The following is a 23,022-nucleotide window of genomic DNA, read 5'->3' on the forward strand; positions in this document are numbered from 1 at the left end:
TTACAGCTCCTCAACTTTTATCAATATGAATACAAATATCAATAATACCTTGTTATCATTGACTATCGTAAGTCAATGCTTGGCCTGCCAGCCTAAAAATCAGGAAGCAGACAATACTTCAAAAAAAACGAAGCCATTAAATGTTGTCTTTATTCTTTCGGACGATCATCGATATGACTATATGGGATTCATGCATACGATCCCTTGGCTGGAAACTCCTAATATGGATCGGATGGCCAAGGAAGGAGCGCATATCAAAAATGCATTCGTCACAACTTCTCTTTCTTCTCCCAGCCGGGCTTCTATCTTGACCGGTATGTATTCGCATAGCCATAAGGTGGTAGATAATTCCGCTCCGCTTCCGGAAGGGCTGGTATTTTTCCCTCAATATTTGCAAGAAAGCGGATATAAAACTGCTTTCTTTGGAAAATGGCACATGGGAAATGACTCGGGAGCTCCTCAGCCTGGATTTGATCATTGGGAAGGATTCAAAGGGCAGGGGGAATATTATAATCCCGGCATAAATGTAAATGGGGAATGGATACAGTATAAAGACAGCACCTATGTTACGGATCTCTTGACCGACCATGCGATCCAATTCATGAAGGAACAAAAACAAGCGGATAAACCGTTCTTTGTCTATTTGTCTCATAAGGGTGTGCACGACAATTTTTCAGCCGCAAAGCGCCATAAGGATTGTTATAAAGATAAGGAATTGGTATTGCCTCCGAACTTCAATACGCCTCATTATGGCATTAAAGAGTTGCCGACTATTGATAAGAAAACAGGAAAGGCTGCGTTTGGAAAAGAGTATTATGGAGAAAAAATGGCTCCGGATTGGGTGAAAAGTCAAAGAGAAAGTTGGCATGGGGTGGACTATTCCTACCATGGCCGTCCTTGGGATGTTCAAGTTCGTAAATATTGTGAGACCTTGCGTTCTGTGGATGAAAGTATCGGTTCTGTCTTGGATTATCTGAAAGAAGCAGGATTAGATGATAACACGTTGGTTATTTACATGGGTGATAATGGCTTTGCGTGGGGAGAACATGGATTGATCGACAAGAGACAGTTCTACGAGGAATCTGTGCGAGTTCCTATGTTGGTTCGTTGCCCCAGTATGTTTGAGGGAGGTAAGGTGATAGAGAATATGGTACAAAATGTGGATGTCGCTCCTACGATTATGGCTTGTGCGGGTTTGGAAAAGGCCGAGCAGATGGTGGGATATTCTTTCCTGCCCTTGCTTAAGGGAGAGAAGGTGAATTGGAGAGACCATATTTTCTATGAGTATTACTGGGAATATGAATTTCCGCAGACACCAACGATGCATGGTATCCGTACTGATCGTTATAAGTATATCCGTTATCATGGGGTTTGGGATACGAATGAGTTCTATGATTTGCAAAATGATCCGTATGAAACTACGAACCTGATTGCGGAACCTGAATATAAAGAGACTATCAAACAACTGAATGCTCAAATTTATGATTGGCTAGAATCTACAGACGGAATGAATATCCCATTGAAGCGGACAGTGAAACCTCACACAGATCATAGGAATCAAGGGTATTATTGATTTGTAGAAAGTATGACTTAAGAGGGAATGCCAAAATCTATAGTTCGTTATGGAAGCGAGGATTATGACATTCCCCTTTTTATTAATAGATTTGCAAATCTTTTGAAAGTTTATTAGTTAGATGTTTGGCTATAATAAATCAATATAAATATCATGAAATACAAATACATTTTATTATCAAGCATTTGTCTATATGACTTTAGTGCTGTTCAAACAGCCATGGCACAGAATGATAGGACTCCGAATATCATTTATATCATGTCTGACGACCATGCATCGCAGGCTGTTAGCGCTTATGGAGGTATATTGTCTAATATTTTACCAACTCCGAATATTGATCGAATAGCGCATGAGGGCGCAATATTGAGGAATTGTTTTGTGACGAACTCAATCAGTACCCCGAGCCGTGGAGCGATTATCACAGGACAATATAGCCAAAAGAATGGTGTATATACTTTGCAAGATCCATTAGATCCGGATCATCCGAATGTAGCGAAATGCTTGCAGCAAGCAGGATATCAAACCGCTATATTCGGTAAATGGCATTTGCATGCGGAACCTACAGGTTTTGATTATTACAATGTCTTGCCCGGACAGGGCCGTTATAATGACCCGATGCTTATAGAAAAAGGTACATGGGGGAATGATCCGCATGCGAATCCCCGAACGGGTAAAGTGTATAAAGGGCATTCTACCGACGTGATAGGAAGTGAGGCTATCAAATACATGGAAAATCGAGATAAGAGCAAGCCTTTCTTTATGATGTGCCATTTCAAGGCTCCTCACAGACCGTGGACACCCGCCGAGCGTTTCAAGGATTTATTGAAAGATGTAACGATCCCGGAGCCGGAGAACTTATTGGACACATATGAGGGCAAGGGAGAGTATGCGGAGTTGCTACGGATGAGCATGGAGCATTTGAGGCAGACGGATGTGAAAACGGATATACCTACGGACATGAGCCGTGATGAGTTGCGCCATTGGGCTTATCAATTGTATATTAAAGATTATTTGCGCTGTATCGCTGGTATTGATGAGAACGTAGGGCGTATCTTGAACTATTTGGATGAGCAAGGATTGGCGGAAAACACGGTTGTCATCTATACCGGAGACCAAGGATTCTTTTTGGGGGAACATGGTTGGTTTGATAAACGATTGATGTATGAGGAATGCTTGCGTATGCCGTTTGTTATCCGTTATCCGAAAGAAATCAAACCCGGCACGGATAATAAGGATATAACATTGAATATCGATTTCGCTCCTCTATTTTTGGATTATGCCGGAGTGGACAAGCCTAGCCAAATGCAGGGAGAAAGTTTCCGCTCGAATTTAAGGAATGAGCCCCCAGCTAATTGGAGACAGGCTATGTATTACCGCTATTGGATGAATGCGGATAACGACCATAACGTGACAGCCAACTATGGCATCCGTACGGATCGCTATAAATTGATATTCTATTATGGAGAGTCGTTGGGAATGACCGGGACCAAGAATGAGTCCAGAACTCCCGAATGGGAATTGTATGACTTGAAAGAGGATCCAATGGAAATGAAGAACCTGTATAACGACCCATCGAAAAAGGCGTTGATTAAAGAGTTGAAGACAAAACTGTTGGAATTGAAACAACAATATGACGATGAGGATAGTAAATATCCGACTATGGCTGAGATAGCCCGGAAGTATTATTGGTGATAATTTCTGTTTTTTGTACGTTTGTGTAATTTTAAAATTTTGAATACATGAAGAATGCGATTAATTATGGAGCTATATTAGCCCCTGCCCTTTTGTTCTCCGCATGTGGAGTCGGGCAAAAAGAAGTGGCAGAGAAGCCGCTCAATATCATCCATATCATGACGGATGATCATTCGTATCAAACTATTAGCGCTTATGGACATGCGCTAGGTAAATTGGCTCCTACACCAAATTTAGATCGTTTGGCTGCGGAAGGAATGTTGTTCCGGCAAGCTTTCGTAGAGAATTCTCTGTCTACTCCTAGCCGTGCTTGTTTGATGACCGGTCTTTACAGTCACCAAAACGGACAAAGACAGTTAGGAAAAGGTATTGATACGACAAAAGTATTCTTCTCTGAAATCTTACAACAGCACGGTTATCAGACAGGTGTTGTCGGTAAATGGCATATGCAATGTGAGCCGAAAGGTTTTGACTATTATCATGTGTTATGGGATCAAGGAGATTATTATAATCCGGAGTTTAAAAGCAAAGAATCGAATGGCAAGTATGTAAAAGAAGAGGGGTATGCGACGACCCTTACGACCGATCACGCTATCGAGTTTTTGGAAGAGAGGGATAAGGATAAGCCTTTCTGCCTGCTGGTTCATCATAAGGCTCCACATCGTAACTGGATGCCGGATACAAAATATATGGATTTATATGAGGATGTAGAGTTCCCATATCCAGATACTTTCAATGATAATTATGCCACTCGTTGCGATGCCGCACGTACACAAGAGATGAGTATAGACAAAAATATGACTTTGGTTTATGATTTGAAGGTAGATGAGCTTAAAGAGAAGGAGGCTTATAAAAAGGAATGGAATATTGGTGGTTGGCAGGCCTCTTTGGATCGTATGACCCCGGAACAACGGGAAGCTTGGATCGCTTCTTATAAGCCCCGCAACGAAAAATTCATTAACGAGAACCTGAAAGGCGAGGATTTGGTTAAATGGAAATATCAACGTTATATCAAGGATTACGTACGTTGCATCAAATCTATTGATGATGAGGTGGGGCGTTTGATCGCCTATTTGGAAAAAGAAGGGCTTATGGATAATACCGTGATCGTTTATACCTCGGATCAAGGTTTTTACATGGGTGAACATGGCTGGTTCGACAAACGTTTCATGTATGAGGAATCTTTCCGTACGCCGTTGATTATCCGTTATCCTGCTAAAATCAAGGCGGGAAGTGAATGTACGGCCTTAGTACAGAACATTGACTATGCCCCGACTTATCTGGATATAGCCGGTATCGAGAAACCTGATTATATGGTAGGAACTTCTTTAGTCCCCTTGTTTGGAGGCGAGACACCAAGAGATTGGCGTGAGTATCTATATTATCATTATTATGATTATCCTGCGATCCATATGGTACGTCGCCACGATGGCGTACGTGACAGTCGTTATAAATTGATTCATTTCTATGGAGAGAAGAATGAACATAATGACGCGATTAATTGCAATGAGCTTTACGATTTGCAAAGTGATCCGAATGAGCTGAATAATTTATACGATAATCCGGAATATGCTGATATCCAAACTCGCCTGCAAGCACGTTTGGATAAGTTCCGTGTAGACCAGAAAGTTGACGAATATTAAGGTGCTAACTCTGTAAAATCATTTATTTTGTGTAAGTTTGGCGGATAGAAAGAATCATTCACCTAAAATACGATCGTGAAATGAAACTCAATTTATCCGCCAGATTTTTAATGCTGGCCCTACTTTGTGGTTCTTGCGTATTGAACACACCCAAGGAGGAGCTTGAATACAACGGAATGAATACGCTACAGATATCAAATGTAGATGATTTGATATCTTTTTACCAATATGCCGATGACCGAATTCCTTTAATTAGCGGACACCGAGGCGGACGGGGAAAAGGTTATCCTGAGAACAGTATGGAAACCTTTGAAAATACCCTCTCTTATACGCCTGCCACGTTCGAGATAGATCCGAGGTTAACCAAAGATAGTGTTATCGTCCTTTTCCACGATGATACACTGGAGCGTACCAGTAATGGGACCGGGAAAGTTTCTGATTACACTTGGGAAGAATTGCAAAATTTCCGTTTGAAGGATCCCGAAGGAAATATCACAAACTATCGTATCCCGACTTTAGAGGAAGCGATTCGTTGGGCCCGTGGAAAAACAATCCTAATCCTTGATAAGAAGGATGTTCCTATGGAGCGCACCGCTCAGTTGATTACCGATATGCAAGCGGAACCTTATGTAATGATTACGGTTCATGATGGTGCCTCGGCTCGTTTCTTTTACGAGAAAAATCCGAATTTCATGTTTGAGGCTTTCGTGAAAACGAAAGAAGCGGTTCAAGACTATGAGGATAACGGTATACCTTGGAGCCATATCATGGCTTACGTAGGTCCGAAGATTACCCCCGAAGTCCGTGAGGTAATCGATATGTTACATGAAAGAGGTGTCATGTGCATGATCTCTACCGCCCCTTCCGACGATAAACTATCCACACCCGAAAGTCGTGCTGAAGCATACCGTATGATCATCCGTCAAGGCGTGGACATCATAGAGTCTGACCGGCCTATAGAAGTTGCGGAAGCGATCTCTAGCTTGATTCCGGTTGACAGTTCCAAAGGGAAGTTTTTCTCTACACTATAAACATAATCAATATAAGACATGAACAAAGAACTAGAAATGACTCCCAACAAATTAGAGAAGTTTTGTGGGAAGCCTGCGTCCGGGTTTACGAAAGAGGACATTATCCGCTACATTTATGGAAACGATATCCAGATGGTTAATTTTATGTATCCCGCGGGCGACGGACGTTTGAAAACACTAAACTTTGTAATCAACAATGCGGCCTATCTGGATGCGATCTTGACTTGCGGTGAGCGTGTGGATGGCTCTAGTCTTTTCTCGTTTATCGAGGCGGGAAGTAGTGACCTGTATGTGGTGCCCCGTTTCCGTACGGCTTTCGAGGATCCGTTTGCGGAATTACCTACGCTTACCATGCTTTGCTCATTCTTCAATAAGGATGGAGAACCCTTAGAAAGTTCCCCGGAATATACCTTGCATAAAGCTTGTAAGGCTTTTCATGAGGTGACGGGAATGGAATTTGAGGCAATGGGTGAATTAGAATATTACGTAATCGCACCGGATGAAGGCGTTTTCCCTGCTACCGACCAAAAAGGTTATCATGAATCCGCTCCTTACGCTAAGTTCAATGAGTTCCGGACGGAGTGCATGCACTGCATAGCGCAAGCCGGGGGACAAATTAAATATGGTCATTCGGAAGTTGGTAACTTTACGTTAAATGGTTTGATCTATGAGCAAAATGAGATCGAGTTCTTACCATGTCCTGCGGAAAATGCAGCGGATCAATTGATGATCGCTAAATGGGCGATCCGCAATCTAGCGCATGAATATGGATATAACATCACTTTCGCTCCGAAAATTACGGTGGGAAAAGCAGGTTCCGGTCTGCATGTCCATATGCGTATCATGAAAGATGGCAAGAATCAGATGTTAGCGAATGGTATCTTATCCGAAACCGCCCGTAAGGCTATCGCTGGAATGATGTGCTTAGCTTCCTCTATTACGGCTTTTGGAAATACGAACCCAACCTCATATTTCCGCTTGGTTCCACACCAAGAAGCACCTACGAATATTTGTTGGGGAGATCGGAATCGTTCAGTTTTAGTTCGTGTTCCGCTAGGTTGGGCCGCAAAAACGGACATGTGTGCTTTGGCGAACCCATTGGAACCTGCCAGCCATTATGATACGAGCCAAAAGCAAACGGTCGAGATGCGCTCACCGGATGGCTCCGCTGATTTATACCAATTATTGGCAGGATTGGCAGTTGCGTGCCGCCATGGTTTTGAGATCGACGATGCTTTGGAGATCGCTGAGAAGACTTATGTAAACGTGAATATTCATAAGGAAGAGAATCAAGATCGCCTAAAGACATTGGATCAACTCCCAGACAGTTGCGCAGCCTCAGCCGCCCGTTTAAGACAACAGCGTGCTGTTTTTGAAAAATATAACGTATTTAGTCCGAGTATGATAGACGGCATCATCCGTAAACTGGAATCTTATGATGACGCTTCTTTACGCAAGGACCTAGAGAATAATCCGGAAGAGATGTTGAAGCTGGTCAATACTTATTTCCATTGTGGCTGAAAATCTTTTTTATGGTTTCACAAGAGGGTGTGTCATGACACACCCTTTTTATGCCCTGCTTTCATTTCTTGAACTTTCCATTGCGTTTTTTTGAATATCCGAGCACAAGAGAGGCCATAAATTAAAACGAAAATATTCTAGAGAAGAAAAAAAAGATATAATAGTAAAAAAACATGATAAAAAATTGTTATTTACAAATAAAGGCTTACCTTTGCCAACATCAAAACAAAATGATGTTATAAATTCATTTTGAAGTTATATGTTTTTCGAGTTTAACCTTGACTGTGAGCACAAAAGATTATCGCGAAGATCTTTTGAACGGTTGGATAGAGACGTCTATTTAGCCGTTTTTTCTTTTAGCCCTATTAATATAATCGGATCAGTCCGAAACCCGTGAATAGGTATGTTAAACATTGGACATTATATCCTAGCAAAATGAAGTTAACTTACTTGCCTCATGAAGTTAACTTACTTTTGAAGTATAGTTTTTTCCTTGTATTACTTGATTGATTGCTTTTTTCCTTATATTTGCATTAAGATTTAGAAACACAAAAATATTCATCTTTTATGAAACTCTGTATATAGCTACGCTCAACGAATAGCCCTATCCAATAAAGCTATTCAGCTATTTGACAAATACAGCTTTATTTGTCACGGAGATTTTATATCCTTTTATTTTATGGATTACGAAATAACATACCGCATAAAAGCGGTATGTTGTATCGCACTATTATACAGTTGAGCAATGAATTATACATATAAACAAATATGGCTCATCAACTTTCCTGTAATGATGAGTATCTTAATGGAACAATTAATCAATATTACGGATGCTGTTTTCTTAGGCCACGTTGGAGAGATAGAATTAGGAGCGTCCGCTATCGCCGGAATTTATTATTTGGCGATTTATATGCTTGGTTTTGGATTTAGCATTGGGTTGCAAGTAATGGTAGCTCGAAGGAATAGAGAGCAAGATTACAAGGAAACCGGCAAGACCTTTTTTCAAGGCTTATTTTTCCTTTTGGGATTGGCTATCTTTCTTTACCTTCTCATTCATACGGTTTCCCCATTTATATTAAAGAAGCTGATCGTTTCCTCGGATATTTATCGAGCGGTAATCCTATACTTGGATTGGCGTAGCTTTGGATTGTTGTTTTCATTCCCATTTTTAGCGATACGTTCTTTTTTAGTGGGGATAACGCATACAAAAGCTCTATCTTGGGCTGCTGCCATAGCGGTATTAATCAATATTCCTTTAAATTTTTATTTGATATTCACTAGGGAATTAGGAATCTCGGGGGCGGCAATTGCCTCTTCTTTGGCAGAGATGGGCTCCTTTATGATGCTTTCCTTCTATATGTGGATACGATTGGATAAAGAAAAATATGGGTTAAGGCCGGTCTATAATGGTAATTTACTTATAAAAGTCTTGAAGTTATCAATATGGAGTATGCTTCATGCGTTTATTAGTGTAGCCCCTTGGTTCTTGTTTTTCGTTTCAATTGAACATTTGGGAAAAATAGAGTTAGCGATTTCCAATATAACCCGGAGCGTATCGGCTATATTTTTTGTGATAGCGAATTCTTTTGCGCTTACAACAGGCTCATTAGTCAGTAATGCGATTGGTGCGGGAGAAGGGAAGACACTATTTTCAATCTGTAGTAAAATTCTGAAATTAGGTTATGCCATAGGATTTCCCTTGGTTGCGATTGCTTTATTGTGTAATCGATGGATTATTGGTTTTTATACGAGTAATGAACTATTGATACAGTTAGCTTTTGCCCCTTTTGTTGTAATGTTGTTGAATTACACTTTCGCTTTACCGGGTTATGTATATTTGAATGCTGTCGGAGGAACAGGAAAGACACAAATGACTTTCCTTTTTCAAGTTACGACAACAGCCATATATTTGGTTTACCTTTATTGGTTATGTCGCTACACGCAAGCCCCTCTCGCAATCTATTTAACAGCGGAATACGTCTTTGTAATTCTGTTGGCTACACAATCTATTTTTTATTTGAAAAAGAAATATTACTAAAAAACGAAGAAAGATGATGACTAAAATATATCCACGTACGGGAGATAAACAAACCGTATATCTAAATACCATTATACAAGATCCTCAAATAGTGGTTGGTGACTATACAATTTATAATGATTTTGTAAATGATCCTTTGCTATTCGAAAAGAATAATGTCCTTTATCATTATCCCATCCATAAGGAGAGGTTAGTAATAGGTAAATTCTGCTCTATTGCTTGTGGAACAAGGTTTTTGTTCAATTGCGCTAATCACACGTTAAACTCTTTATCTACCTATACATTTCCTTTGTTTTATGAGGAGTGGAATTTAGAAAAGTCGAATGTGGTGTCGGCATGGGATAATAAAGGAGATATTATAATTGGTGACGATGTTTGGATTGGCTATGAAGCCGTGATTATGTCTGGAGTCCATGTTGGAAACGGGGCTATTATCGCAGCACGTGCAGTTGTTACAAAAGATGTCCCCCCTTATACAATAGTAGGGGGAACTCCTGCGAGAGAAATTCGGAAGCGTTTTGATACGGATGTAATAAAACGATTGCTGATGTTGAAATGGTGGGATTGGCCTATAGACAAGATTCGCCAGTGTTTACCATACATTATGAATGGTGATTTAGATGAGTTATTATCTATTGAGGATGACATATTTTCTGGGCTATGATCAATCCCCTTGCCAAATCGTATCCTAAAATAATTCTGTCTTGATAGTAAATATCTGCCCATTTTTGGAAAAAACGAGAGAAAAACTTCATACTGATTATCCATGAAGGTTCCTCACAGAATTCAAAAATATCGCCTCGGGCGCATAGAGGTTTCTTTCCGTCTTGATCGTATTGTTCATCAACTGCGGCATTTAAACGTCTTTGTGTCCCGGATGAAATGACACCGTTTGTGTATAGGTTCCAATAGAGCGAGCGTTCTCTATCCAAGATTCGTAGGCGTATGTCTGCCATTACGTCTTTGGTACGGACAGGCATTTCCGGATATATTTCTTTTTGAGGTAGGAACTGTTCGACAATACTCTAGTCTGTTGCTTCCAACGCTTCCTTCTGTTTCAAATCTTTTAGGTATTTTTCCGTACCTTCGTACAACTGTTCTTTTACGCTATAATCCAAAAGAAGCTTGGAGGACGGTATCTCTGCCAATCCCAATTTCTTTAGAAGCCAACCTATTGTAGTCGCATTTATTATCAAAATGAAAGAGATACAGAAGGTTTATTTAAAAAACAGTCGTATGTCCTCTTCCGAAAACAATATAGCGGTATTGACTAGTGCCAAATGGGAATATGCTTGAGGAAAATTCCCCAGTTGCTCCTTGGTTTCAAAATCAATGTCTTCACTGAAAAGTCCCAAGTGATTTGAATTATGAAGCATTTCCTCAAACAGACTACGTGCTTCTTCTTTTTCTCCAATGACATAAAGAGCACGGATGAGCCAGAACGTACAAATAGTAAAGGCGGAAGAGGGAAGTCCGAAATCATCATGAGATTTATAACGGTACATCAACCCTTTATAAAGTAACGCATTCTTTATCGCTTGCACTGTTTTATGGTAGCGTATGTCTCTCGGATCGATAAATCCGTACGGTTCCATTAACAACAAGGACGCATCAAGGTCGGAATTACCGTAGGTTTGCGAGAAACTTTGCATCTCTTCTTTCCAACCGTTTTTCATGACATTTTCTTTGATTACGGTCGCTTCTTCCGACCAACGTCTCCGGTATGTCGGTTTGTTTAATAAATCTGCAATACGAGCTCCCCTGTCTAATGCGACCCAGCACATAACTTTGGAGGAAACAAAATGCTGTCCTTCTCCTCTAATCTCCCAAATGCCTTTGTCTGGTTTTTTCCAGTCAATCATCACATTCGTCAGGATACTTTTTACCATTTCCCACATATCTTCCACCTCGTCCAATGTACCGGGCATCAAACGATAGTATTGGTAGATCAGGTCCATTAAATAGCCGAACGAGTCATTTTGAAGCTGGTGGTAAGCATCATTACCGATCCGAACGGGTCGTGAGTTCTTATAACCGGAAAGATGTCCCAGAATAACTTCCGTCAATTTTCTTTCTCCGCGAATACCGTACATGATCTGGTAAGTATCGTGTTGAGAAACAAAAGTAGACTGGACAAATCTCATGAACCGCCTTGCGGCTTCCACATGGCCTATCTGGAACAAAGTTTCAATGGACATGGAGGCGTCGCGCAGCCAACAAAAACGATAATCCCAGTTACGGACTTCTCCGATCGTTTCCGGTAGGCTAGTTGTTATGGCCGCCAATACGGCTCCATTATAAAAAGACATCAATTTTAAAACTAGGAGACTTCGCTCAATGATATCGTTATAGACCGTAAACTTCTTGGTTCGGTCAGTCCAATTCAACCAATAAACCAGCGTCCGGCAGTATTCCAGTTTCTCACGCTCAATGTTGACGGGTATTACTTTCTCGTTATATGAAAGTAGCAAGAACTCGTCCTTAGCCAGTACGATTTCTTTCTGTTCCAAGATGTTGTGCAAAGGTAGTGAGGAATAAAGATATTGCCTATCTTTGCTGTTAGAAGTAGAGTAGGTCTCTATATATTCCGAGGTCGTGTTGAAAATTGTCTTTCCACGGGCATAGTCCGGAGCCGGCTCATAGTTGATTTTAAAACGGGGAGTACCTTTGATTCTGCGGATATATCGGTAGATCTCTGCCGGACGATAACAATTGCTCGCATCGCTCAGATGGTAACAAGGCATGAAATCTACAACGGCAAATTCATTTTCTTCTGATACGAAGTTGGTCGAAAGAATATTTGTATGAGGAACATACGATTGCGATATTTGATAATCCGGAGAAACCTCGAAGCCGAAATATCCCCCTTTCTCCCGATCGAGCAATGATGCAAAGATGGAAGGTGAGTCGAAGTTAGGGAAACATAACCAATCTATACTGCCTTTATCCGAAATCAAAGCCGCAGTGCAGCAATTTCCTATTACTCCGTAATTTAACTTGTCCATAAAAATTATTTTTTATTTGTCCACAATCCTTTAAAAAAATCAACGGTGGCTTTCAGTTGACCTTTTATGCTTTTGGAAGTCGTTCCGTAACTAACACCTTCACCCGACAATTCTTCCAAAAAAGGCAATACTTCTTCCTGCGAGGACAGATTGTATTTGGCTTTTTCAGATACAATTCCAACTTTAACTGTTATGGCGGATACTGGAAGAGCCCGAAACATATCCTCATCCGTCGTGTCATCTCCCATTGCTAGTATAAAATCATAGCGGGAAGCCAATAATAGGCGATCTACTTCCGAACCTTTTGTGCATTCTGGAGATTTTATTTCCACGACTTTGTTGCCCTGCATGATTTGTAATCCCTTTTTCAGGCAAACAGGCATTATAGCCTTTGTTAGCTGTTGCGCTCTCAGCTCTCCCAGCCAGGCGTCCGATTCTCTATAATGCCAGGCAAGAGCAGCTTCTTTTGTCTCAAGATGAGAGTACGGGGTTTTGCTTACAAACAAATTTAGAATAAACAATAGCTCCGAATCCCACTCTCGATTGCCTATGTTTTTATGCCATGCGCCTTTTTCCTTGTAAAATGCACCATGCTCGGCGGCAAAAGACAGAGGAAGATCTCCCAGCCATTTCTCCAATGTATAGTGGTCCCGCCCGCTATTAATGGTTACATGATTCCGAGGGTCGGAACAAAAACGCTGTAACAGGTCTCGTAATGCAGGTGTTGGAACTGCATCTTCCGGATGATTTTTGAATGCAGTTAATGTTCCGTCGTAATCCAGCAAAATCAAGCGCTTTTTCGCTTGGTCATATAATGTTTTGATTTCGTTCTGGTCTTGTGCGGAGATCTTTTTCTTTTGTAATCGTTTGTTTTTCTCTGCGGTCTGCCGCCATTCTCTCATGAAATCCGCAGCCCATTTGTTTACGGTTTGAACCGAAAGGATGGCTTGCATCCGCTGAAGCCTTTCTTTTTGTTCCTCCAATGGCATTTTCAATGCACGGCAAATGGCTTGTTCGATCTGGTCCGTGTCGTTTGGATTAATCAATAAAGCATCAGACAATTCAACCGAAGCACCGGCCATTTCACTTAAAATGAGTACCCCCGGATTATCTTGTTTGGTAGCGACATACTCTTTTGCCACAAGATTCATACCATCGCGCAAAGGGGTTACCAAGGCTATATCGGCAACATAATACATCGCTACTAATTCCTCAAAAGAGAAACCGTGATAAAAATAACATACCGGAGTCCAATTCATGGTAGAGTAAGTTCCATTGATAGAACCGATCTCCTCGTCTATTTTGGTTTTCAATTCGGCATAACTGCCTACATGGTCGCGAGAGGGGACGATAACCATCGCCAATGTCACTTTCCCGTGATATTCCGGATGATTTTTCAAAAAAGAGGCGAATCCGTAAAGACGGTGCAATATTCCTTTGCTGTAATCCAGTCGGTCTACCGATATGATTAACTTATGATCTCCAAATAGAAGTCGTGTTTTCTCTACTGCGTGGTGGACTTTGTCATCAGCTATCACATTGTGATAAAGATCATAGTTTATCCCCATCGGTAATGCATCCACACGGGTTACACGATCATTCATTTGAACTTCATCCAGATTGAAATTCTTATGAAGGACGCGTTCCGTCGCACTGATGAAATGACGCATATAATCGTGAATGTGAAAAGCGACAAAGTCGGCTCCCAAAAGTCCGTTCAGGATCTCGACCCTTTCGGGCAGAATCCGGAAAAGTTCATGTGAAGGAAACGGAATATGGTGGAAATACCCGATATGAAGGTTGGGAAACTTCTCACGGAGCATGCCCGGCAACAGCATTAACTGATAGTCCTGTACCCAAACCCAATCATTAGGTTCAACTATCCGCGATATCTCTTCACAAAAAACAGCATTGACTTCCCTATATGATTCCCAAAAGTTCTTTTTATATAACGTATAAGCAAAAAAGTAATGACAGAGGGGCCATAGGGTACTGTTGCTATATCCTTCGTAGTAATTTTCATACTGCCTGTCGGATAAGAATACCGGATGATAATTATTTTTTTCCAATTGACTGCAAATGTCATCTTTTTCCGTCTTTTGTTCTACGCAGACGCCAGGCCAACCGATCCAATGTTTTTCACAATCAACGTCCAATGACTTCAAACCTGTAGCCAGCCCTCCTTCGCTCCGTGAAAAAACAAATTTTCCATCGGAGGAACGTGTAACTTTTACAGGCAACCTATTCGAAATGATAAATAATCTCATATTTGAAATATTATATACAACACAAAGCAAAATCCATACCAATTTGTATTTGTCATTGATAAACAGATGTTTGTAAATAGGGAAGCCTAAGTAATATTACCAAAATGAAAAAGTGTTTTTCATTTTAGTTGGTTTTTTTTACTTTCAATTTAGAATTGATATTTTTAATCAATTGATATATAGTGATTTATGTTTATTATTCTTAAATTGGTCTGATTTTGGCATTATCTTTATCAGTTTAGATTTCCGAAGAAAGTATCATTAATATTCATCTTCGGTTGTCTGCTATAAGAAACAATGTAGAACAACAAAGAAACAAAATGGTATTTTTTATTTATCAATTAGGCTCGCTTGCCTCTGTATGGGCAATCAGCAATTTAATAAAAAAAGATGTTCCTCAAAGGATCAAAAACAAGATTATCGTTCTGTTACTAGTAACAAGCTGGATTGGTGTTTTTGGATATTTTTTCATTTTGAAAAACAGGATTGAAAAATGGTGGCCTTGCAAGAAGTATTTGGTTGCCCATAGAAGGATATAAGTTTCATATTATATATTATTGCAATTAAAGTTGTTTTATGTGTACCAAAATCTTTTTCTCCATTCATTATGTAAAGATTTGAATTGTTTTTTTCTTTTTGAGCCGTGGATATAATTTATTCACGGCTTATTTAAAGGATTTGATTTCAAAAATTAGGATACAAATGGAAAAGAATATGCGGATGAAATTTTTGAAGCAACGGATAACGGTAATATTACTGTTTGTGGCTAGCGTATGTATATGTGGTAACATCAATGAATTCTATTTCTTCGAAAATGATTATTATTTTAAATATCTGCTGAATACTTTTACAGGAATCATCCTTTTGACAGGAATTGCCTATTTATGCTATCCTCAAAAGAAGACAAATCAGGAAAATGAATTGGTGCTGAATGAATACAAACTGGTGTATGAAACGGAGTCTACCGCATCGCAATATTTTATTTCTGATACAGAAGCTTGGAACACATTAAGAAAACAATTGAAAACAACAGCTCGGGGACATGCTATTTTATATATCAGCGAAAGTTGCGAATTGCCTATAATCAATAACACGATTTTAGCTAAAAAGAGAAATTTCGATTGTTGGAAGCCTGTCTGTGCAGGGCAGATATCTAAAGATTTTGGTGAGATTTAAAGTGATCATAAAAAATATATGGCAGCCATAATACGATGTCCATGGAAAGGAAATGTCAATTATCTGAAAATATGGGGAATAATATTGAATTGGACCTAATCAGCGTTGAAAAGCACCTCATTCAGAAAGTTCTCCAACATACCAACGGATACAAACCCGAAGCAGCTCGTCTTCTTGGGATAGGCTTAACCACACTTTATAAGAAGATGGAAGCCTATGGACTATATTGTGGAACACTTTGTTCTTGCATACCCGGTAGGTTACCTAAAACAGGCAGCTTGCCTTTTTATATACCTTTTCAAAATGAAAAGGATATTTTCATTTTGAAAAGGATTGAGCATATTACATAATAATATTATTTTTTTGATTATATAACTGATAAACAATATATTGTGCATAAACTCGATTTTTTGGCACAACTTTGGCATATAGTAGGGCGGAAAACAAATAAATAGTATTAACAATTAAAAGAGACAAGTATGGAAGATACGTTATCATTTTTGTTCTTGTGTGCTACCGGTGTAGTATGCTATTGGTTTTTCTTCAAGTGTGTGGACTGGTTTGAGAAAATTTAATGTAAGAAAGGAGAATTAAATTATGTTTTTAGCACTGTTTATACTTTGCTTATTGATCTTCGGGTATTTGATGTATGTCCTAATTAAGCCCGAAAAGTTTTAATGGTAATTATTTTTTTAAGTGAAAAGATGAATACAGAAATTTTAGGTGTAGCATTGCAGATATTGCTGCTGCTGGTTATCAGTTACCCGCTGGGAAAGCATATCGCCAAGGTGTATAAGGATGGAAACGACTGCATGCGTTTCATGGCTCCAATTGAAAGATTTATTTACAAACTGGCGGGTATCAACCCCAATGAAGAGATGGATTGGAAGGCATTCTTGAAATCTCTGCTTATTATAAACGTATTTTGGTTCTTCTGGGGTATGATCCTGTTGGTATCGCAAGGATATCTTCCTTTGAATCCTGATGGGAACAGCGGACAAAGTCCAGATTTGGCGTTCAACACGTGTATTAGTTTCATGGTTAACTGTAACTTGCAGCACTATAGCGGAGAAAGCGGTTTGACTTATTTTACACAGTTGTTCGTCATCATGTTGTTCCAGTTCATCACTGCTGCAACAGGTATGGCTGCTATGGCTGGAATTATGAAATCGATGGCTACCAAAACAACTAAAACAATCGGCAACTTCTGGCACTATTTAGTGATCAGCTGTACACGTATCCTTTTCCCGATGTCTCTGATCGTGGGTTTCATCCTGATCATACAAGGTACGCCGATGGGCTTCGACTCCAAAATGACAATCCCGACATTGGAAGGAGCAGAACAAACTGTTTCACAAGGCCCTACAGCTGCAATCGTTCCGATTAAACAGTTAGGTACGAATGGTGGTGGTTACTTCGGAGTAAACTCTTCTCACCCATTGGAAAACCCGACTTACCTGACCAATATTGTAGAATGCTGGTCTATTCTGATCATTCCGATGGCATTGGTATTTGCTTTGGGATTTTATCTGAAACGTAAAAAGTTAGGTTATGTGATCTATGGTGTAATGCTGTTTGCTTATCTTTTGGGGGTATTCTGTAACGTTCACTATGAGATGGCAGGTAACCCGAAAATCGACGAGATGGGTATTGACCAGTCTTGCGGTGCTATGGAAGGTAAGGAAACCCGTCTGGGTCCGGGCGCAACCGCTTTGTGGTCTGTGACTACGACCGTCACCTCTAATGGTTCCGTTAACGGTATGCACGACAGCACAATGCCTCTTTCCGGTATGGTGGAGATGTTGAACATGCAGATCAATACATGGTTTGGTGGTGTCGGCGTAGGTTTCATGAACTACTATGCATTCTTGATCATAGCTGTATTCATCAGCGGTTTGATGGTCGGACGTACGCCGGAATTCTTAGGTAAAAAGGTAGAAGCCCGAGAAATGAAGATTGCGACGATCGTTTCGTTGGCTCACCCGTTCGTGATTTTGATCTTTACGGCTATCTCTTCCTACGTATGGGTATATGCCCCTGAATTCGTAGAGAGCGAGGGTGGCTGGTTGAACAACCCCGGTTTCCATGGTTTCAGTGAAATGTTATATGAATATACTTCTTCTTCTGCTAACAACGGTTCCGGTTTTGAAGGATTAGGCGACAATACCTATTTCTGGAACTACACTTGCGGTTTGGCACTGATCATTTCACGTTATTTGCCAATTGTCGGACAGGTAGCTATTGCAGGTCTTTTGGCAAACAAGAAGTACACTCCGGAAAGCGCGGGTACATTAAAGACTGATACGGTTACATTCGGTGTGATGACATTCTGCGTAATCGTCATCGTTGCTGCCTTGTCATTCTTCCCGGCACAAACATTAGGCCCGATCGCCGAATATTTTAGTATTTACTAATTGACAGATTAAGAAGATGAGAAATAACAAAACTGCTTCTTTATTTCCAAAGGAGCTCGTTATAGAAAGTTTGAAGCAATCATTCGTTAAGTTGAATCCGCGGATGATGTTCCGTAACCCGATCATGTTTATCGTGGAGGTGGTGACGTTCGTCATGTTGTTTGTTACGATTTGGGCTGCTGCCACCGGTGATACAACGCAAGGATCTTTCGGTTACAATATCTTAGTGTTTATTGTATTGTTCGCCACGTTGCTTTTCGCCAACTTCGCAGAGGCGATTGCAGAGGCACGAGGCAAGGCTCAGGCCGACAGTTTGCGTAAGACCCGGGAAGAAACTCCTGCCAAATTGTGTGTCGGTAACAAGATCGAAACGGTCAGTTCTTCTCAGTTGAAGAAAGGCGACATCTTTATTTGTGAAGCCGGCGACACGATTCCTTCCGATGGTGAAATTATCGAAGGTCTGGCTTCTATCGATGAAAGCGCCATCACAGGTGAATCTGCTCCGGTGATCCGTGAAGCGGGTGGAGATAAGAGTTCTGTAACAGGCGGTACGAAAGTATTGTCCGACCAGATCAAGGTGAAAGTGACGACCGAACCGGGTGAAAGTTTCTTGGATAAGATGATCGCCTTGGTGGAAGGCGCTTCTCGCCAGAAAACTCCGAACGAAATCGCCTTGACAATCTTGCTGGCAGGTTTTACATTGGTATTCGTTGTTGTTTGCGGTACCTTGAAACCGTTTGCTGATTATTCCAACACGACGATTACGATCGCAGCCTTTATCTCTTTGTTCGTTTGTTTGATCCCGACTACGATCGGTGGTTTGTTATCTGCCATCGGCATTGCCGGTATGGATCGTGCGTTGTCTGCTAATGTAATCACCAAATCCGGTAAGGCGGTTGAAACAGCCGGTGACATTGATACTTTGCTGCTCGACAAGACCGGTACGATCACGATCGGTAACCGTAAAGCAACCCAATTCTATCCGGTATCCGGCATTGACGAACACTCTTTTGTACAAGCTTGTCTACTGTCCTCTCTTTCTGACGATACACCCGAAGGTAAGTCAATCGTGGAACTGGGACGTGAAAAAGGTGTACGTGTACATGATCTGAATACATCCGGATCAAAGATGATCAAGTTTACGGCAGAAACTAAATGTTCAGGGGTGGATTTGGCAAACGGTACTCGCATCCGTAAAGGAGCTTTTGATGCTATTCGTAAGATGAGTGAGGCTGCCGGCAACAAATATCCGAAAGAAGTGGCCGATTTGGTTCAGAAGATCACGAGTAACGGCGGTACTCCGCTGGTTGTTTCACAGGATGATTTCATCATTGGTGTGATCGAGTTACAGGATATCATCAAACCGGGTATCCAAGAACGTTTTGAACGTTTGCGTAAGATGGGTGTGAAGACGGTAATGGTAACCGGTGATAACCCGTTGACCGCAAAATATATCGCTGAAAAAGCCGGTGTAGACGATTATATCGCCGAAGCCAAACCGGAAGACAAGATGAACTATATCCGTAAGGAACAGGAAAACGGTAAGCTGGTCGCCATGATGGGGGACGGTACGAACGATGCCCCGGCCTTGGCTCAGGCAAACGTTGGTGTCGCAATGAACAGTGGTACGCAGGCTGCCAAGGAAGCTGGTAATATGGTTGATTTGGACAACGACCCAACGAAACTGATCGAGATTGTCGAAATCGGTAAACAGTTGCTGATGACTCGCGGTACGCTGACTACTTTCAGTATCGCTAACGACGTGGCCAAGTATTTCGCTATCGTACCAGCTCTGTTCATGGTTACGATCCCGGCATTGGCCCCGATGAACATCATGCACCTGCACAGTCCGGAATCAGCGATCCTGAGTGCGATCATCTTTAATGCGATCATCATCCCGATTCTGATCCCTCTGGCATTACGTGGTGTGGCTTATAAACCGATCGGTGCTTCCGCATTGCTTCGTCGCAACTTGCTGATCTACGGTTTGGGCGGTGTAATTGCCCCGTTCATTGGTATCAAGTTGATAGATATGATTGTAAGTTTATTCATGTAAAAGTAAAATCAATATTAAAAACCTTCCTCCCTCTGTATGAAGATAGGAGGAAGGTTAAGAAAATAAAACAATAATTCATTATGATATCAAATCTTTTTAAATCATTAAGACTGACAATTGCATTTTGTTTGTTCTTCAGTGTTTTCTACATCTTCGTTTTGTGGTTGTTTGCCCAAGTGGCAGGACCGAATAAGGGTAATGCCGAACTGGTTACATTGAATGGAAAAGTAGTGGGGGCTGCCAATGTTGGTCAGAATTTCACGCAAGATATTTATTTCTGGGGACGTCCTTCCCATGCTGGTGACGGTTACGATGCATCCAGTTCGGCAGGTAGTAACAAGGGACCTTCCAATGAAGAACATTTAGCTTTGTTGGAAGAACGTATTGATACATTCTTGGATCATCATCCTTACCTAACCCGTGAAAAAGTTCCGGCTGAAATCATCACGGCCAGCAGTTCCGGTTTGGATCCCCATATCTCACCGAAAGCCGCTTATGCACAGGCCAAACGTGTAGCGGACGCTCGTGGATGGTCGGAAGAAAAGGTAATGGGTATCGTCAATTCTCATGTTGAGAAACCGTTATTGGGTATGTTCGGAACGGAGAAAGTAAATGTATTGAAATTAAATGTTGCGCTTGATCAAGCATCAAATAACAAATAACAAATTTTTAATAAGTCAATTAGATTTAGGTTATGAAATCATTCGTAAAAAAAGTAGCAGCCTTGGCAGTTGTATTCTCAATGGCATCTTCTACGTTGGCTAATGCACAGGAAGAGGATGGTAAAGTAAGTTTTTCTGTACAGGGAGATTTGGTAAGTTCCTATATTTGGCGTGGTTTCTACCAAACTGGTGCTAGCTTCCAGCCGACACTATCACTGGGGGTAGGTAATTTCTCTTTGACAGCCTGGGGATCTACCGATTTTCAGGGAGCAAACTCTACATCTATGCCTGCGGCTAAAGAGATAGATTTAACGGCAGCGTATACATTCGGATCAGCTGGTCCTACATTGTCTGTCGCTAGCTTATGGTGGGCAGGGCAAGGCTCTTGCCGTTATTTTAACTTCAAAAGCCATGAAACAGATCACCATTTTGAAGCAGGTTTGGCTTACACTTTGCCTATTGAGAAGTTACCTTTGTCTATCACTTGGAATTTCATGTTTGCCGGTCAAGACAAAGATGAAAATGGAAACCAAAACTATTCTTCTTATGTGGAGTTGAATTTTCCATTCACAGTGAAGGGCGTCGATCTGAATGCAACTTGTGGTGTTCTTCCGTATGATGCGGGAATAACTACGTATGGAGGTGATGTAAATAGTGGATTTGCAGTAACGAATGTTGCATTGAAAGCAACGAAAGATATCAAAATCACGGATTCTTTCTCATTACCTATTTTTACACAGGCAATTTGGAACCCTCGTATGGAGGATGCCCATCTTGTCTTGGGAATTTCTTTAAGACCTTGATATAATAATACGCATGGACCGAGAACAAAGTGTACAACATTTTTTAGATTTGTTGAAAAAGTCTCGTCGTGGCAATTTTAAAATCTACATCGGCATGATTGCCGGTGTAGGTAAATCGTATCGGATGCTATCAGATGCCCACCAATTACTGGAAAGCGGTATCGATGTCAAGATCGGTTATATAGAAACACATGGGAGAGTCGAGACGGAGGCATTGGTGGAAGGATTGCCTATCATCCCCCGCCGCAAGATATTTTATAAAGGAAAAGAGATCGAAGAGATGGACTTGCAGTCGATTCTCAGTATCCATCCTGAAGTTGTCATCGTTGACGAATTGGCTCATACCAATGTCGAAGGCAGTAAGAACGAAAAGCGTTGGCAGGATGTCATGGATATACTGGATGCCGGTATCAGTGTGATCACGGCGGTCAATATTCAGCATATAGAAGGACTTAACGAGATGGTGCAGGACGTGGTTGGCATTGAGGTCAAGGAACGTATTCCTGATATCGTACTGGAGCAGGCTGATGAAGTGGTCAACATAGACCTTACCGCTGACGAATTGCTGGCTCGGTTAAAAGCCGGAAAAATATACAAACCCGATAAGATACAAACAGCATTAAATAATTTCTTTAAGGCTGAACATATTCTTCAGCTTAGGGAGTTGGCATTGAAAGAGGTAGCTTTGCGGGTAGAAAAAAAAGTGGAGAATACCATTCCAGAGAATCTCGGCGTACGCCACGAAAGGTTTATGGCCTGCATCAGCAGTAATGAGAAAACTCCCCGTAAGATCATACGGAAAGTCGCACGGTTGGCAACCCGATATAATTCCAAGTTTTTTGTACTGTATGTACAAACCCCAAGAGAAAGTTCCGACAGGATTCCGTTGGCAAGTCAAAGGCATTTGCTTAACCATTTCAAGTTGGCAACGGAACTTGGAGGAGAAATCATTCAAGTGCAATCCCCACATATAACGGATGCGATCGTACAGGTTTGTAAAGAAAAGCAAATCAGTACGCTATGTATCGGACGACCAGCTTTAAAATATCCTTCCGCTATCCTTGCGATGGTTCACTATCGGAACATGTTAGAAGAGTTGGCTCAATTAGGCATTGATTTAATAATATTAGCATAAAAATCC

The 23,022-nt window shown here is 41.0% G+C and carries 17 protein-coding genes and 1 pseudogene; 15 read left to right on the forward strand and 3 right to left on the reverse strand.

The window, feature by feature from the left end; all coding sequences use genetic code 11:
- Positions 1 to 25: 25 nt before the first annotated feature.
- The 7 genes from ACESPU_RS15895 (at position 26) to ACESPU_RS15925 (ending at position 10,162) form a co-directional block, all read left to right on the forward strand.
- The gene (locus tag ACESPU_RS15895) at positions 26 to 1,573 is read left to right on the forward strand and encodes a sulfatase (RefSeq protein ID WP_158532348.1); all 1,548 of its coding nucleotides are present in this window, start codon (positions 26 to 28) and stop codon (positions 1,571 to 1,573) included.
- Positions 1,574 to 1,792: 219 nt separating this feature from the next.
- Positions 1,793 to 3,265, forward strand: a complete 1,473-nt coding sequence (locus ACESPU_RS15900) for a sulfatase (protein WP_227154278.1) — start codon at positions 1,793 to 1,795, stop codon at positions 3,263 to 3,265.
- Positions 3,266 to 3,312: 47 nt separating this feature from the next.
- Positions 3,313 to 4,908, forward strand: a complete 1,596-nt coding sequence (locus ACESPU_RS15905; protein WP_373133503.1) for a sulfatase — start codon at positions 3,313 to 3,315, stop codon at positions 4,906 to 4,908.
- Positions 4,909 to 4,988: 80 nt separating this feature from the next.
- Positions 4,989 to 5,939 (forward strand): glycerophosphodiester phosphodiesterase family protein, encoded by a 951-nt coding sequence (locus tag ACESPU_RS15910; protein ID WP_217773664.1) that lies wholly within the window; start codon positions 4,989 to 4,991, stop codon positions 5,937 to 5,939.
- Between the two features lie 18 nt (positions 5,940 to 5,957).
- A complete protein-coding gene (locus ACESPU_RS15915; RefSeq protein ID WP_094582220.1) occupies positions 5,958 to 7,460 on the forward strand; it encodes a glutamine synthetase family protein in 1,503 nt (500 codons plus the stop codon).
- A gap of 745 nt (positions 7,461 to 8,205) precedes the next feature.
- The gene (locus tag ACESPU_RS15920; protein ID WP_217775680.1) at positions 8,206 to 9,498 is read left to right on the forward strand and encodes an MATE family efflux transporter; all 1,293 of its coding nucleotides are present in this window, start codon (positions 8,206 to 8,208) and stop codon (positions 9,496 to 9,498) included.
- A gap of 13 nt (positions 9,499 to 9,511) precedes the next feature.
- Positions 9,512 to 10,162, forward strand: coding sequence for a CatB-related O-acetyltransferase (locus ACESPU_RS15925; protein WP_158532345.1), 651 nt, complete (start codon positions 9,512 to 9,514; stop codon positions 10,160 to 10,162).
- 361 nt (positions 10,163 to 10,523) lie between these two features.
- Here the strand turns inward: ACESPU_RS15925 and ACESPU_RS15930 are convergent, their stop codons facing one another.
- From ACESPU_RS15930 to ACESPU_RS15940, 3 genes are all read right to left on the reverse strand, one after another.
- Positions 10,524 to 10,646, reverse strand: a complete 123-nt coding sequence (locus ACESPU_RS15930) for a hypothetical protein (protein WP_258990553.1) — start codon at positions 10,644 to 10,646, stop codon at positions 10,524 to 10,526.
- A gap of 69 nt (positions 10,647 to 10,715) precedes the next feature.
- Complete coding sequence (locus ACESPU_RS15935; protein WP_094582226.1) at positions 10,716 to 12,503, reverse strand: glycoside hydrolase family 15 protein; 1,788 nt, start codon at positions 12,501 to 12,503, stop codon at positions 10,716 to 10,718.
- A 5-nt stretch (positions 12,504 to 12,508) separates the two neighbouring features.
- A complete protein-coding gene (locus ACESPU_RS15940; RefSeq protein ID WP_057326898.1) occupies positions 12,509 to 14,770 on the reverse strand; it encodes a bifunctional alpha,alpha-trehalose-phosphate synthase (UDP-forming)/trehalose-phosphatase in 2,262 nt (753 codons plus the stop codon).
- A 702-nt stretch (positions 14,771 to 15,472) separates the two neighbouring features.
- Between ACESPU_RS15940 and ACESPU_RS15945 the strand changes: the two genes are divergently transcribed.
- From ACESPU_RS15945 to ACESPU_RS15980, 8 genes and pseudogenes are all read left to right on the forward strand, one after another.
- Positions 15,473 to 15,946, forward strand: a complete 474-nt coding sequence (locus ACESPU_RS15945) for a hypothetical protein (RefSeq protein WP_005868619.1) — start codon at positions 15,473 to 15,475, stop codon at positions 15,944 to 15,946.
- A 92-nt stretch (positions 15,947 to 16,038) separates the two neighbouring features.
- Positions 16,039 to 16,170, forward strand: a pseudogene (locus ACESPU_RS15950) (helix-turn-helix domain-containing protein); the annotation flags it as partial.
- 373 nt (positions 16,171 to 16,543) lie between these two features.
- The gene (locus ACESPU_RS15955) at positions 16,544 to 16,624 is read left to right on the forward strand and encodes a potassium-transporting ATPase subunit F (protein WP_080504992.1); all 81 of its coding nucleotides are present in this window, start codon (positions 16,544 to 16,546) and stop codon (positions 16,622 to 16,624) included.
- Positions 16,625 to 16,650: 26 nt separating this feature from the next.
- Positions 16,651 to 18,360: a potassium-transporting ATPase subunit KdpA gene (gene kdpA, locus ACESPU_RS15960; RefSeq protein WP_057326909.1), complete on the forward strand. Its 1,710-nt coding sequence runs from the start codon at positions 16,651 to 16,653 to the stop codon at positions 18,358 to 18,360.
- Between the two features lie 16 nt (positions 18,361 to 18,376).
- Positions 18,377 to 20,416 carry a potassium-transporting ATPase subunit KdpB gene (gene kdpB / locus ACESPU_RS15965; protein ID WP_005868612.1) on the forward strand — a complete coding sequence of 680 codons (2,040 nt, stop codon included), beginning with the start codon at positions 18,377 to 18,379 and terminating at the stop codon, positions 20,414 to 20,416.
- Positions 20,417 to 20,496: 80 nt separating this feature from the next.
- The gene (locus ACESPU_RS15970; protein WP_373133506.1) at positions 20,497 to 21,078 is read left to right on the forward strand and encodes a K(+)-transporting ATPase subunit C; all 582 of its coding nucleotides are present in this window, start codon (positions 20,497 to 20,499) and stop codon (positions 21,076 to 21,078) included.
- A gap of 32 nt (positions 21,079 to 21,110) precedes the next feature.
- Entirely contained in the window at positions 21,111 to 21,881 is a 771-nt protein-coding gene (locus ACESPU_RS15975) for a hypothetical protein (RefSeq protein WP_005868608.1), read from the forward strand.
- A 13-nt stretch (positions 21,882 to 21,894) separates the two neighbouring features.
- A complete protein-coding gene (locus tag ACESPU_RS15980) occupies positions 21,895 to 23,016 on the forward strand; it encodes a sensor protein KdpD (RefSeq protein WP_005868607.1) in 1,122 nt (373 codons plus the stop codon).
- Positions 23,017 to 23,022: the final 6 nt, after the last annotated feature.

The organism is Parabacteroides sp. 20_3 (genome assembly GCF_964238835.1).
Taxonomy (GTDB): Bacteria; Bacteroidota; Bacteroidia; order Bacteroidales; family Tannerellaceae; genus Parabacteroides; species Parabacteroides distasonis.

Bases quoted from the DNA above. Each gene is read 5' to 3' on its own strand.
- ACESPU_RS15915 (WP_094582220.1), top strand. From the start codon at position 5,958: ATGAACAAAGAACTAGAAATGACTCCCAACAAATTAGAGAAGTTTTGT.
- ACESPU_RS15900 (WP_227154278.1), top strand. From the start codon at position 1,793: ATGGCACAGAATGATAGGACTCCGAATATCATTTATATCATGTCTGAC.
- ACESPU_RS15945 (WP_005868619.1), top strand. From the start codon at position 15,473: ATGGAAAAGAATATGCGGATGAAATTTTTGAAGCAACGGATAACGGTA.
- ACESPU_RS15940 (WP_057326898.1), bottom strand. From the start codon at position 14,770: ATGAGATTATTTATCATTTCGAATAGGTTGCCTGTAAAAGTTACACGT.
- kdpA (WP_057326909.1), top strand. From the start codon at position 16,651: ATGAATACAGAAATTTTAGGTGTAGCATTGCAGATATTGCTGCTGCTG.
- ACESPU_RS15975 (WP_005868608.1), top strand. From the start codon at position 21,111: ATGAAATCATTCGTAAAAAAAGTAGCAGCCTTGGCAGTTGTATTCTCA.
- ACESPU_RS15910 (WP_217773664.1), top strand. From the start codon at position 4,989: ATGAAACTCAATTTATCCGCCAGATTTTTAATGCTGGCCCTACTTTGT.
- ACESPU_RS15925 (WP_158532345.1), top strand. From the start codon at position 9,512: ATGATGACTAAAATATATCCACGTACGGGAGATAAACAAACCGTATAT.
- ACESPU_RS15955 (WP_080504992.1), top strand. From the start codon at position 16,544: ATGTTTTTAGCACTGTTTATACTTTGCTTATTGATCTTCGGGTATTTG.
- ACESPU_RS15905 (WP_373133503.1), top strand. From the start codon at position 3,313: ATGAAGAATGCGATTAATTATGGAGCTATATTAGCCCCTGCCCTTTTG.
- ACESPU_RS15980 (WP_005868607.1), top strand. From the start codon at position 21,895: ATGGACCGAGAACAAAGTGTACAACATTTTTTAGATTTGTTGAAAAAG.
- ACESPU_RS15935 (WP_094582226.1), bottom strand. From the start codon at position 12,503: ATGGACAAGTTAAATTACGGAGTAATAGGAAATTGCTGCACTGCGGCT.
- kdpB (WP_005868612.1), top strand. From the start codon at position 18,377: ATGAGAAATAACAAAACTGCTTCTTTATTTCCAAAGGAGCTCGTTATA.
- ACESPU_RS15920 (WP_217775680.1), top strand. From the start codon at position 8,206: ATGAATTATACATATAAACAAATATGGCTCATCAACTTTCCTGTAATG.
- ACESPU_RS15970 (WP_373133506.1), top strand. From the start codon at position 20,497: ATGATATCAAATCTTTTTAAATCATTAAGACTGACAATTGCATTTTGT.
- ACESPU_RS15895 (WP_158532348.1), top strand. From the start codon at position 26: ATGAATACAAATATCAATAATACCTTGTTATCATTGACTATCGTAAGT.